Below are 12,296 nucleotides of genomic sequence, written 5' to 3'. Positions count from 1 at the left end.
GACCGGGCTGCTCCTGCCGCACGTGCTGCACGGCGGTCTGGTGCTCGCCCTGCTCGTCACCCGAAAGGTGCACCGGACCACCCTGCTACCCCTTGGATTCCAGGCGTCGACGCCGGGCCAGGAAGAACGCGACAGCGCCCAGCACGACCATCACACTTCCGACGCCGGTCATGGCCGGGACCGCGCCGCTGCCGGTAACCGGCAGGATGGGGTGCTTGCCGCCGCCACCAGGTCGACCGGGAGGTCCGGGAGGTCCGGACGGACCAGGTGCGCCGGGGCTACCGGGCGCTCCGGGACTACCAGGTGCTCCCGGGCTGCCGGGCGCTCCAGGCGCTCCGGGGCTGCCTGGTGCTCCCGGGCTGCCGGGCGCTCCAGGCGCTCCGGGGCTGCCTGGTGCTCCGGGGCTGCCGGGTGCTCCGGGACTGCCGGGTGCTCCGGGACTGCCTGGTGCGCCGGGACTGCCGGGTGCTCCGGGACTGCCTGGTGCGCCAGGGCTGCCGGGCGGCCCGGACGGGCCGGGCGGACCGGTGGGCCCGGGTGGGCCGGTCGGTCCGGGTGGGCCCGTCGGCCCGGCGCAGATCGGTGCGGTGATGACGTTGGTGTCGAGCGTGACGGCGGCGGTGCGCGCCAGCGCGCGGCCCTGGAGGGTCGCGCCAGTGGCCATCGTGATCGCGGCCTGAGCCATGATGGTGCCCACGAACGTGGTGCCCGTGCCGATCGTCGCCGAGCTGCCGATCTTCCAGAACACGTTGCAGGCCGAAGCCCCGTTGATCAGGACGACGCTGCTGTTCGACGCCGTCGTCAGAGAGGAGTCGACCTGGAAGATGAACACGGCCGACGGGTCGCCCTGGCCGTTGAGCGTCAACGGCCCGGTCAGTTGGGCCGCCCCGATCCGGTAGACCCCGGCGTTGAGCGTGTTGCCGCCGAGTTCCGCCGGAAGGTTGGTGAACGGGGTTCGGCCGGCGGCGTCGTTGAAGGCGATGGTCAGATCGCTCTGGGCCTGGAGTGCGACAGCGTCACCGAGGTGCACCTCGCCGCCGATGGTTGCCGTTCCGAAGCCGGACGCGGTGTTTCCGGGGAACCGCCCGAGACTCTGGGCCAGGAAGCTGGGGCCGGTGTTTGTGGGCTCCGCTCCGGCCAGGACGGAAAAGTCAGCCGCCGTTCCGAGATTGACCGGTGCGTCCGCGGCGTTGGCGGCGGTCGAGCTGAAGAGCAGCAGGCTGGCTGCCACTGTGGCGGCTGCGCCTGCCGCGAGCGACGGCAGGACAACTCGCCGCCGTAGCCAATTCTTAGGTCTAGCTGTCACAGAACACCCTCCGTGGGTACTACTCGCAGGAGACGTCAGCGAGTGGCGTCCTGCGTGATACGGCCTGTATGGCGCCGATAAGCGCGCTGACCACCACATCACGTCAGGTGTTCAAATGAGAGCAAAACGGGACAATAGCCAAGTCGTAGCTATCTGAATTGGATCGACCTTCGCGTTCGCGTTCTATCGCTGGACGGCCGGGATCGGCCTGATCGCGCGGCCGAGGACGCAGGGGGAGGAGGGGCTGTTGCTGGTGGCCGGGAAACGGAACCTGCGCAGCTGCTGCACCTCGAAGCCGGCCGCGCCGATGGCGGCGACGGTGTCGCGGTTGGTGTGGCAGCCGGCGAACAGCTTCGGCCACAGCGTGGCGTCGAGGAGTCGTTGGGCGCGGTGCAGACCACCGGCACCCTCGGCGGCCACGTGCTCGAAGAACCGCACCTTGCCTCCGGGGCGCAGCACCCGGCTGATCTCGGCCAACGCGCTCGCCTGATCGGGCACGGTGCACAACACCAACGCGACCACCGCCGCGTCGAACTCGCCGTCCCCGGCGGGCAGCGCCTCGGCCAGACCGTCGACGACGGTCACCGGGACCGGCGCGGTCGACGCGGCGCGCTCGGCGGCGGCACGCAGACGTCGCTCCGGTTCGACCGCGTAGACCTGGGTCACCCCCGGCGGGTAGTGAGCGAACATCAGCCCGTTGCCCGCACCGATCTCGATCACCCGACCGGACAGGCCGGCGACCAGCTCCCGCCGGAACGCCGCAGTGCCGGCGCGGTCCATGGCGACGCTGAGTCGCTCGTACACCCGGGCGAACACCGGGTGGGACACCGTGGCCACGTCGACCTCCTGATCTCCGTCGAACTGTTCTCCGGCGATTGTCCCGCATCCGCGCACGCTTTCCGTCTTACTGGTTGGCAGCACGATCCAACCCAGTGCAGACAGGACGTGGTACGACCATGAAGATCGTCGTCATCGGGGGCAGCGGCCTCATCGGTTCCAAGCTCGTGGAGCGCCTCGGCGCCCAGGGCCACGAGGCGGTGCCGGCATCGCCGAAGACGGGCGTCAACACCCTGACCGGCGAAGGGGTGGCCGACGCGCTCACCGGCGCCGAGGTCGTCGTCGACGTGTCGAACTCGCCGTCGTTCGAGAACACCGCCGTACTGGAATTCTTCGAGACCTCGACCCGGACGCTCCTCGCCGCCGCGTCGGACGCCGGGGTGAACCACTACGTGGCGCTCTCCATCGTGGGGTGCGACCGGATCCCGGACAGCGGGTACATGCGCGCGAAGGTTGCCCAGGAGAAGCTCATCGTCGCGTCCGGCCTCCCGTACTCGGTGGTGCACGCCACCCAGTTCTTCGAGTTCCTCAAGGGCATCATCGACACCGCCACGGACGGCGACACCGTGCGCCTCGCGCCGGTGCTCATTCAGCCGATGGCCGCTGACGACGTCGCTGCCGCGGTCGCCGAGGTCGCGCTCGGCGCGCCGACGAACTCCGTGGTCGAGGTCGCCGGCCCGGAGCAGTTCCGCCTCGACGAGTTGGGCCGATCCCTCCTCGCCGACCAGCAGGACCGTCGTTCGGTGGTGGTCGACCCCGACGCCCGGTACTTCGGCGCCAAGCTGGGCGAACGCTCGCTCGTCCCGGCCGACGGCGCCCGCCTCGCCGGCACCGCTCTGGACGACTGGCGTACCCGGGCGGGCCGGGGAAACTGAGCCGGCCCGCTACCCCGGCGTCCCGGGCGGGTCGCCCCGCCCACCGAGGCGCCGCACCAACTCCTGTACCGCCTCGATGAACGGCTCGTCGGACTCGCCCGGCCAGTGCCCGTGGATGGGTGGGGCGACGCTGTCTCCGGGGGGCGCCACCACGTCGACGGGATCACGCTGTCGGCGATCCACACTGGTGGCCGGGTCATCGGTGGTGGCCGGCGCGGGTGAGGTATTCGGGGAGAATATCCAGCCGCCGATCGGGTCGGTGTCGCGCCACAGGTTCACCCAGCGCCAATCCACCCGGCGGCCGATCTCGTGCAGTGCCGTGTCGTCGACGTAGGCGGGAAAGAGCCGCGCGTAGAGGCGGCGCAGCGGTGATCCGTGGGTGAGCAGGGCGACCCGGTCGCCGATCTGCGGCGGCAGTTGGAGCACCGTGGCGGCGAGCAGGACCGAGCCGTGGCTGTGCCCGGTGAGCAGCACCGCGTCGCCGCGTTCGACGAGGTAGGTGATCCGGCGGGCCAGTTCCGGCACGGCCCGCTCCGAGTAGCAGGGCGGTGAGAACGGGTGGGCGGCCCGGGGCCAGAAGGTGCCGAGGTCCCAGAGCACACCGATGTACCGGCGGTACGGCTCGGTCCGGTACGCGAAGATGCCCCCGATGATCAGGCCGAGGATGATGGCCGCGATCGTCCAGCTACCAACCGCGATGCCGAACGTGACCGCGTCGGCCGGCAGCCCCAGGGTCTGTTCGATGACGTCGCCCGGGAACTGCCCCAACAGGCCGACGGTGGTGGTGGCGGTGGCGAGCCCGGCGAGACAGCCGTAGAGCACGGCCAGCGGCACCAGCTTCTCGGTGAAACGAGCCCGGGCTATCGCGTCTCGGACCTGCCGTAGTCGGTGCCCTGCCTCGGGCGGCGGGTCCGGGAAGTCGCGTGCGACTATCGCCGCCCCGGCCCGGCGTCGCCCCCGGCGGGAGATCAGGACGACGAGGCCAGTGGCGATCACCGTGACCAGCAGGGCGCGGAAGAAGCCGAAGATGGCCCAGGTGTAGGCCCGGGGCGGACCGGAGGCGATGCCCTCGCCGGTCGACACGTCGCGGTCCAGGTAGTCCGCCACCCGGTAGACCAGTTCGGCGGAGTACGCCACCGCCATGCTGATCCCGGTGGCCGCGACCACGAGAGCGCCCAGCCCGAACAGCGGGGTGGCGCCGTGCTCCCGGCGCCGGTGCCAGAGCAGCACCACGCCCAGGGTGACCAACAGCGTCGTCTGGGACACGAACAGACCGGCCAGGGTCGGGTCGTAGCCGGGGAGCGCCCGCTCCTCCGGCCAGGGTTGCGGACTGGTCAGCACATGCGCCACGACGGCGACGGTCAGGAGGATGGCAGCGGTCCGGAGGGTACGGGTGACCCGGTCGAGCCGCTTGTCGCCGGGGGCCCTGTCCATGAGCGGCGGTGTGCAGAGCAGCGCCACGCAGCCGGTCAGGATCACCCCCGTCATCGCCGTCAGCGCGATCGTGGTTGCCGAAGCGTCACTCGCAGCGCGGGCCAGGAGCAGGGCGAGGTCCAGCGTCGCGAAGGCCGCCGTGACGTGGATGGCGCGCAACCGGCCCACCAACGGCTCGGCGTCCCACTGACCGACGGTGCCGAGGCGGGACGCGGAGATGCTCTGATCGGGTTCGCGAAACGCCTCGAACGTCCGGCCCGGCCGGCAACTGACCCGCCAGATCAGGCCGATCGCGGCGGCCGGGACGAGCGCGAGCACCGCCAGCCGCAGTCCGACCGGCCGTCCGCCCAACCAGGACAACCAGCTGCGTCCGGCCAGACAGTCGGGGGAGGCCAGGCATTTCCAGCCGACGAGATCCAGGGCGACGCCGACGATGGCGAGCACGTACAACACGGTGAGCGTGAGCGCCAGCACCCGGCAGAGGGACTTGACCACCGCCTCGGAACGGGGGTTCGCCGGGCGCATCCAGATCGCGACGTTGACCAGCATGAAGGGGAGCAGGAAGACCACCGCCAGGGTGCGGGCCACGGTCCCGGAGGGCAGGTCACCCCAGCGGTACGCCTCAAGCGTCACCCCGTGCTCGCCGGTGCTCTCCGAGTACCGGGGGCGCGGCCGGTAGAACCCGCCACTGCGGTCACCGGCGACCTGCGCGGTCTGTTGCAGGTCCAGCACCTGCGCGGCGCTCGCGCCGGAGACTCCGTGCACCCGTAGTTCCACGACGTCACCGGAGTCGTCCGTGCCACTCAACCGCGTTGATCCATCCGACGTCCCCCCGAGGCGTCTCGCAGCCCTTGTCCGTGATCCGGCGCCGACGCCACGCGCCGGGTCGCCGGTGACGGCAGAGCCGGGTCTACCCCATCCGGACGCCCTCAATCTCAGCCGGCGGGGTGCTACCGCCCCGGCAGGGCCCGACCGGCGGTCACCGTCGGCTCGGGTGCGTCCGTCCGGGCGGTGTTCGCCAACTCGGTGCGGTAGGCGCGCGGCGAGAGGCCGGTGGTGCGCTTGAAGGCCACGCTCAACGCGCTCTCCGAGCCGTACCCGATGGCCTGGGCGATGGTGGCGACGGTGTCGGAGCTGCGCCGGATGCGGTCGGCCGCGAGCTCTATCCGCCACCCGGTCAGGTACTCCAGCGGGCCCACCCCGACGACCTTCTTGAAGCGGGCCGCCAGCGTCGACCGGGAGACGGTCGCCGCCCGGGCCACCTCGTCCACCGTCCACGGGTGCGCGGGTCGCTCGTGCATCGCGCGTAGCGCGGGAGCGACCACCGGGTCGGTGAGACCGGCCAGCCACCCGGAGCCGGGCTGATCGTCACGGGCCAGGTGCAGCCGAAGGATCCGGATCAGCAGGACGAGCGCCAGATGCTCGGCGACGAGGTGGGAGCCGAGTCGCGTCGATCGCAGTTCCGCGTCGATCTCGCCGAGGGCCCACTGGACGGTCCCGGCCTCCGGGGTGTCGGCGGGCACGTGGATGACCGGCGGAAGGTTGTCCAGCAGAAGGTTGCGTGCCCGCCCGCCGAGGGTGAAAGCGCCGCCGATGAGGAACACGTCGTCACCGTCGCCGGCGTGCGCCACACCGTCGGTGGCGGCGGCGAAAATGGGGTACGCGGGCTGGACCGGCACCTCGGGATCGCTGAAGAGGGTGTAGGCCGCCGGTCGGGTCAGCAGGAAGCAGTCGCCCGGACCGAGGTCGATCGGCTCGGCGTGGCCGTCGACCCGCAGCGAACATCGGCCCCGCCGGACGGCGTTGAACTTGACCCCGGCCGGGGGGTCGAAACCGACGGCCCAGCGTCCGCCTCCGATCAGACCGGCGGAGACGTGGCTCGTCGCGCCGAGCAGGGCCAGGACATCCTCCAGCGGATCCATCCCCACCTCATCTGGACGCTCACGAAAGTATGACGGACTCCAGACTATAGGCAGTCCGAACCGAGCGTTCGTAGCCTGGGTGTCATGACAGCGAATCCACGCCTCACCACCCCGTTCAACGCCCGCACCACGGCCGCCGAGGTCCTCCACGGTGTCGACCTCACCGGACGCCGGATGATCGTCACCGGGGGCGCGTCCGGCATCGGTGTGGAGACGGTGCGCGCGTTGGCCGGGGCCGGCGCCGAGGTCACCATCGCGACCCGGAATCCTCGGGCGGCCGACCGGCTCGCCGAGGAGTTCGCCACCGATGCCACGGTGGGCACGGTCCGGTCGTCCGCCCTCGATCTTTCCGACCTGGCGTCGGTCGACGCCTTCGTCGCAGCCTGGCAGGGCCCGCTCGACGTGCTGGTGGCCAACGCCGGAATCATGGCGATCCCGACCCGCCAGCTGACCGCCGTGGGCTGGGAACTCCAGCTCGCGACGAACCACCTCGGCCACTTCGCGCTGGCCCGAGGGCTGCACGACAGTCTGCGGGCCGCCGAGGCGGCACGGGTCGTGATGGTCAGCTCCGGTGCGCACCTTGCCGCGCCGTTCGACTTCGACGACCCGCAGTTCGAGCGGCGCCCGTACGACCCGTGGTCGGCCTACGGTCAGTCGAAGACCGCGGAGGTCCTGCTCGCTGTGGGAATCACCCGCCAGTGGGCGAGGGACGGGATCACCGCGAACGCCCTCAACCCCGGGTACATCTTCACCAACCTCCAGCGCCACATCGACGACGACACGATGCGGGCGATGGGCGCGATGGACGAGGCGGGCAACCTCATCGAGGCGGAGTACTACAAGAAGCCCGACCAGGGCGCGTCGACAACAGTGCTGCTCGCCGGCTCACCCCTGCTCGACGGGGTCGGCGGTCGGTACTTCGACGACAACCAGGAGGCCGAGGTCATTCCCGGTGGTCCCGACGCCACCGCCGGAGTCGCCGCCCACGCGTTGGACCCGGCCGCGGCCGACCGGCTCTGGGCGTACGCCGAGAAGACGCTCACCTCGCGCTGAGGGCGGCCGGGCCGTGCCGGGGCGAGGATTGAGCCGGTCGTGGCGGGGTAGGTGCCGCCATGGTCGCTGCCGGTCGGCGCGGAGCGGACGCGGGCCCCTCGACCGTCGTCCGGCTCCTGGACCGCGTGGTGGCCGCCTTACGCGAGCGGGTCCGCCGGGTACGGACCATCGGCGGCCTCGCCCTCCAGGCCGGCCTGGCCGCTGGGCTGTCCTGGTTCGTGGCGCACTCGCTGCTACAGGTGTCGCAGCCGGTCTTCGCGCCGATCTCCGCCGTCTCGACGCTCGCCGCGTCGGTCGGCCAGCGGTTGCGTCGCACCGTCGAGCTGATCATCGGGGTCACCGTCGGCGTGCTGATCGGCGACCTGCTCCTTTTGGTGATCGGCACCGGTTGGTGGCAGCTCGCCCTGATCGTCGTGCTGGCGATCGTCGTCGCGCTCTTCCTCGCGGGTAGCGCGGCGGTGGTGATCCAGGCGGGGGCGACGGCGGTGCTCATCGCCACGCTCAGCCCGGCCGTCCGGGATCTGGAGATCCCCCGGTTCGTGGACGCGCTCATCGGGGGAGGGGTGGCGCTGCTGGTCACCGCCGTGTTGCTGCCGCTGAACCCGCTGCGGGTGCTCAACCGGGCCGCGCGGCCGGCGTTGGATCTCCTGGCGACCCAGCTCGACGCCACGGCCGAGGCGCTGACCGAGCGGGATGCCGCTCGGGCCCGTGCCGCCCGGGGTGAGCTGCGGCAGAGCGCGGGCCGGTTGAAGGCGTTCGTCGAGGCGACCCAGGGCGCCCGGGAGGCGAGCACCCTGTCGCCGGTGTACTGGCATCAACGGCGCGGGCCGGTGGGCCGCTACGCGCAGGCCGCGGAGCCGATCGACCGGGCGATGCGCAACAGCGGCACCCTGATCCGACGATCGGTGACGCTCATCGAGGACGGCGAACCGGTACCGGAGTCGTTGCCGACGGCGGTGGCGGATCTCGCCGAGGCGGTCCGCCTGCTGAAGCGGCAGTTCGCCGCCGGCACCGAGCCGAACCGGGCTCGCGAGCAGGCGCTGCGGGCGGTCCGGACGGCCGGGCACGCCTATCGGGACGGTGTCGGCTTCTCCGGCGCGGTGGTGGTGGCACAGGTCCGGACGACCGTCAGTGACCTCCTGGTCGCCTCCGGGTTGCGCCAGGAGGACGCGAATCACCTGGTCCGGAGGCTTTTCGGCGACCTCTGAGACTTGGCTGACCCCCGGCGGGGCCAGTTGGTGGCATCTTGCTGAGCCATGCCTGTTGCACTCTGAGCCAGAGTGGTGCCATCATGGTGCCATGGAGCTGAGGTCATACGTCGAGAACCTGCGTAACGAGTTCGCCCTTGCCGCCGAGGGCGTGGACCCGGAGGCCCGGGCGTTGGCCGAACGACTCTTCGCGCAGTTGGAAGCGGCCACCCGTCTCACGCTGCTCGAAGCGCTGTCCGACGCGGCCGACGAGATCACCCGCGATCTCGCACCGGGCTCGGTGCACGTTCGCCTGCGCGGGCGCGAGCCCGACTTCGTGGTGGCACCCGCCAACCTGCCGGTCGAGACGGCGAGCGAGGCGAGCGGCCCGCCGCCGCTGTCGGTGCCGGTGTCCGCACCCGAGGGTGACGAGGGCGGCACCTCACGGATCAACCTGCGGCTGCCCGACCACCTGAAGGCCAGCGTCGAGGAGGCCGCCGGGCGCGCCGGGCTCAGCGTCAACGCCTGGTTGGTGCGCGCCGTCGCCGGTGCCGTCGGTGGGGGCGAGGCGGAGCGTCGTCCGCCCCGCCGTCCGGAGCCGCGCTTCGGCCAGCACTTCACCGGCTGGGCCCGCTAACCCCTCTCGTACCCCACCTCATCACGCCGCTGACCAGCGGCGACCTTCGCCGACCACCTTTCGGGAGACCACCATGCCTGTTTTCGACACACCAGAAGCGATTTTCGCCCGGATCGAGATCCCGGTCGGGGACGTCTGGATCGCGGCCAGCGACCGCACCGACACGGTGGTGACCGTGCGGCCCCGCGACCCGTCGAGCAAGGCCGACCTCAGTGCCGCGGAGCAGACCACAGTCGAGTACGCCGCCGGACAGCTGGTGGTCAGGGTGCCGAAGAGCTGGCGCCGCTACGGGTTCGGTGCCGGACCGTCGGTCGACGTCCTGATCGAGCTGCCGACCGGATCGGGCGTACAGGCAGACTCGTCGTGGGCGGCGTTCCGCTGCGAGGGTCGGCTCGGCGAGTGCCGCATCAAGACCGGTGGCAACATCCGGCTCGACGAGACCGGGCCGCTGGACATCGACTCCAGCCACGGCGAGGTCGCGGCCGAGCGCGTCCTCGGCTCCGCCCGGGTGAAGGTGTCGTCCGGCAAGGTGCGTCTCGGAGTCGTCGACGGCAGCGCCGAGATCAAGAACTCCTCCGGTGACTGCTGGATCGGTAGCGGTGGCGGCGCCGTCCGGATCAACACGGCCTACGGCGACGTCACAGTGGACACCGCACTGGCCTCGGTGACGGCCCGTACCGCCTACGGCAACCTCCGGCTGGGCGAGGTCGTCCGGGGAGTTGTCGAGTTGCAGACCTCCTACGGCGCCATCGAGGTCGGCATCCGTCGCGGGACGGCCGCCTGGCTGGACGTCAGTTCCAAGCACGGCCGTGTGCACAACGCGCTGGAGTCGACCGACAGCCCGGCGCAGACCGACGAGACGGTCGAGGTCCGGGCGAACACCTCCTTCGGCGACATCATGATCCGCCGCGCCTGACCCACCGCCCCGCCGACCACAGATGAGGAGACCATGACCAGTTCCATGAACCCCGCGATCGTCGCCACCGACCTGCGCAAGTCCTACGGCGACAAGGTCGTGCTGGACGGCATCGACCTGATGATCAGCGAGGGCACCATCTTCGCGTTGCTCGGTCCGAACGGCGCCGGCAAGACCACCACCGTGCAGATCCTCTCCACCCTGATCGACGCCGACGGCGGTAACGCCCGTGTCTTCGGCCACGACCTGACCCGGGAACCCGACGCGGTACGCGCGCTGATCGGCGTCACCGGCCAGTTCTCCGCCGTCGACAACCTGCTCACCGGTCGGGAGAACCTGACCTTGATGGCTGACCTGTGCCACCTGGAAAGGGCCGTCGGTCGGCGGCGGATCGCCGACCTCCTCGACCAGTTCGACCTGACCGAGGCGGCGGGCAAGCCGGCGTCCACGTACTCCGGCGGCATGCGCCGCCGGCTCGACCTCGCGATGACCCTGGTCGGCGAGCCCCGCGTCATCTTCCTCGACGAGCCGACCACCGGCCTCGACCCGCGCAGCCGCCGGGCCATGTGGCACATCATCCGCGCACTCGCCGCCGAGGGCGTGACCATCCTGCTCACCACGCAGTACCTGGAGGAGGCCGACCAGCTCGCCGACCGGGTGGCGTTCCTCGACCACGGACGGCTGATCGCTGAGGGCACGCCGCGCGAGCTCAAGCGGCTCATCCCGGGCGGCCACGTCGTGTTGCAGTTCGCCGACCAGGAGGGGCTCGACTCGGCGGCCCGGACGTTCGCGGCCGCCACCCGCGACGACGCGGCGCTCACCCTCCAGGTGCCGAGTGACGGAGGGGTCGGGTCGCTCCGATCCCTGCTCGACCAGCTCGACCACGCCTCGATCAGCGTGGCGGGGCTCTCCGTGCACACCCCCGACCTCGACGACGTCTTCCTCACCCTCACCGGGCAGCCCGACACCCGGGCCAGCCGACCCGACAACGAAAGGGCTCCCGCGCGATGAGCACCCTCTCCCTCGCCGTCCGCGACTCGAGCACCATGCTGCGGCGAAACCTGCTGCACATGCGGCGGTACCCATCGATGACGTTCCTGCTCATGGGCATCCCGATCATCATCCTGCTGCTCTTCGTCTACGTCTTCGGCGGCACGCTCGGCGCCGGTCTCGGCCCGTCCGGCGGCCGCTCCCAGTACGCCAACTACGTCACCCCCGGCATCCTGCTCATCACAGTGGTCAGCGCCGCGCAGGGCACCGCCATCTCGGTCGCGATGGATATGACCGAGGGGATCATCGCCCGGTTCCGCACGATGTCGATCTTCCGACCGTCAGTCCTGACGGGTCACGTACTGGGCAGCCTGGTGCAGACCATGCTCAGCCTCGCGGCCGTCACCGTCGTGGCGCTGCTGGTCGGGTTCCGGCCCAACGCCAACGCGGTCGAGTGGCTCGCGGCGGTCGGCGTACTCGCCATGATCACCTTTGCGCTGACCTGGCTGTCGGTCGCCCTCGGCCTGGTCAGTGACAGTGTCGAGACGGCGAGCAACCTGCCCATGCCGCTGATCCTCCTGCCGTTCCTCGGCAGCGGGTTCGTCCCCACCGACTCCATGCCGACCGCCGTGCGGCTGTTCGCGGACTACCAGCCCTTCACGCCCGTCATGGAGACCCTTCGCGGCCTGCTTCTGGGCACCGGGATCGGCGCCAACGGGATCATCGCTGTCGTCTGGTGCGCCGTCATCACAGTGGGTAGCTTCCTGTGGGCCAAGGCCCTGTACAACCGCAACCGGACGGCCTGATCCGACCAGCGCGTCCCGGTACCACCGCAGCGGAGAGCCGGCGGCTCGGCCCACAGGGGTCGGGCCGCCGACTCATGGCGTCGCGCGACCGGCGGCGCGAGTGGGATCCGGCGGCGGGTCGGCGGGTCGGCGGCGCGAGTGTGGGGTCGGGCGGCGGGTCGGCGGCGCGAGTGTGGGGTCGGGCGGCGGGTCGGCGGCGCGACTGCGTGCTCGACCTGGCGTTCGGAAGCACGCCGCCTCGCGCCCCACCCCGCTCCTGCCCACCCCGCCGCGGACTGCCCCGCCGCGGACCGCCCCGCCGCGGACCGCCCCGCCGCGGACCGCCCCGCCGCC

11 protein-coding genes are annotated in these 12,296 nt (G+C 71.4%); 7 read left to right on the top strand and 4 right to left on the bottom strand.

All coding sequences use genetic code 11. The annotated features are described in order from the left end of the window. Positions 1-85: 85 nt before the first annotated feature. On the bottom strand, positions 86-1,231 hold the full coding sequence (locus AB0B68_RS31905; RefSeq protein WP_357264730.1) for an ice-binding family protein: 1,146 nt from the start codon (positions 1,229-1,231) through the stop codon (positions 86-88). Positions 1,232-1,489: 258 nt separating this feature from the next. Next, complete coding sequence (locus tag AB0B68_RS31900) at positions 1,490-2,143, bottom strand: methyltransferase domain-containing protein (RefSeq protein ID WP_357264727.1); 654 nt, start codon at positions 2,141-2,143, stop codon at positions 1,490-1,492. A 95-nt stretch (positions 2,144-2,238) separates the two neighbouring features. Between AB0B68_RS31900 and AB0B68_RS31895 the strand changes: the two genes are divergently transcribed. Continuing rightward, on the top strand, positions 2,239-3,018 hold the full coding sequence (locus tag AB0B68_RS31895) for an SDR family oxidoreductase (RefSeq protein WP_357264724.1): 780 nt from the start codon (positions 2,239-2,241) through the stop codon (positions 3,016-3,018). A 9-nt stretch (positions 3,019-3,027) separates the two neighbouring features. On the opposite strand, the gene AB0B68_RS31890 is transcribed toward AB0B68_RS31895, so the two are convergent. Together AB0B68_RS31890 and AB0B68_RS31885 are read right to left on the bottom strand one after the other, a co-directional pair. Then, positions 3,028-5,259: a hypothetical protein gene (locus AB0B68_RS31890; RefSeq protein WP_357264721.1), complete on the bottom strand. Its 2,232-nt coding sequence runs from the start codon at positions 5,257-5,259 to the stop codon at positions 3,028-3,030. A 143-nt stretch (positions 5,260-5,402) separates the two neighbouring features. Then, positions 5,403-6,374, bottom strand: coding sequence for an AraC family transcriptional regulator (locus AB0B68_RS31885; protein WP_357264718.1), 972 nt, complete (start codon positions 6,372-6,374; stop codon positions 5,403-5,405). A gap of 84 nt (positions 6,375-6,458) precedes the next feature. Between AB0B68_RS31885 and AB0B68_RS31880 the strand changes: the two genes are divergently transcribed. From AB0B68_RS31880 to AB0B68_RS31855, 6 genes are all read left to right on the top strand, one after another. Then, the gene (locus AB0B68_RS31880) at positions 6,459-7,427 is read left to right on the top strand and encodes an SDR family NAD(P)-dependent oxidoreductase (RefSeq protein WP_357264715.1); all 969 of its coding nucleotides are present in this window, start codon (positions 6,459-6,461) and stop codon (positions 7,425-7,427) included. Positions 7,428-7,486: 59 nt separating this feature from the next. Further along, complete coding sequence (locus AB0B68_RS31875) at positions 7,487-8,635, top strand: FUSC family protein (protein WP_357206692.1); 1,149 nt, start codon at positions 7,487-7,489, stop codon at positions 8,633-8,635. A 91-nt stretch (positions 8,636-8,726) separates the two neighbouring features. After that, positions 8,727-9,251, top strand: a complete 525-nt coding sequence (locus tag AB0B68_RS31870) for a hypothetical protein (protein WP_357206694.1) — start codon at positions 8,727-8,729, stop codon at positions 9,249-9,251. Positions 9,252-9,324: 73 nt separating this feature from the next. Beyond that, entirely contained in the window at positions 9,325-10,167 is an 843-nt protein-coding gene (locus AB0B68_RS31865) for a DUF4097 family beta strand repeat-containing protein (RefSeq protein WP_357206696.1), read from the top strand. 33 nt (positions 10,168-10,200) lie between these two features. After that, on the top strand, positions 10,201-11,178 hold the full coding sequence (locus AB0B68_RS31860; RefSeq protein ID WP_357264712.1) for an ATP-binding cassette domain-containing protein: 978 nt from the start codon (positions 10,201-10,203) through the stop codon (positions 11,176-11,178). After that, complete coding sequence (locus AB0B68_RS31855) at positions 11,175-11,963, top strand: ABC transporter permease (protein WP_357264709.1); 789 nt, start codon at positions 11,175-11,177, stop codon at positions 11,961-11,963. Before AB0B68_RS31860 ends, AB0B68_RS31855 begins: the two co-directional genes overlap by 4 nt. Positions 11,964-12,296 lie beyond the last annotated feature (333 nt).

It is taken from the genome of Micromonospora sp. NPDC049049, assembly GCF_040649115.1.
Taxonomy (GTDB): Bacteria; Actinomycetota; Actinomycetes; order Mycobacteriales; family Micromonosporaceae; genus Micromonospora.
This window is presented reverse-complemented; position numbering and strand designations above follow the sequence as displayed.

Bases quoted from the DNA above. Each gene is read 5' to 3' on its own strand.
- AB0B68_RS31885 (WP_357264718.1), bottom strand. From the start codon at position 6,374: ATGGATCCGCTGGAGGATGTCCTGGCCCTGCTCGGCGCGACGAGCCAC.
- AB0B68_RS31880 (WP_357264715.1), top strand. From the start codon at position 6,459: ATGACAGCGAATCCACGCCTCACCACCCCGTTCAACGCCCGCACCACG.
- AB0B68_RS31875 (WP_357206692.1), top strand. From the start codon at position 7,487: ATGGTCGCTGCCGGTCGGCGCGGAGCGGACGCGGGCCCCTCGACCGTC.
- AB0B68_RS31860 (WP_357264712.1), top strand. From the start codon at position 10,201: ATGACCAGTTCCATGAACCCCGCGATCGTCGCCACCGACCTGCGCAAG.
- AB0B68_RS31870 (WP_357206694.1), top strand. From the start codon at position 8,727: ATGGAGCTGAGGTCATACGTCGAGAACCTGCGTAACGAGTTCGCCCTT.
- AB0B68_RS31865 (WP_357206696.1), top strand. From the start codon at position 9,325: ATGCCTGTTTTCGACACACCAGAAGCGATTTTCGCCCGGATCGAGATC.
- AB0B68_RS31855 (WP_357264709.1), top strand. From the start codon at position 11,175: ATGAGCACCCTCTCCCTCGCCGTCCGCGACTCGAGCACCATGCTGCGG.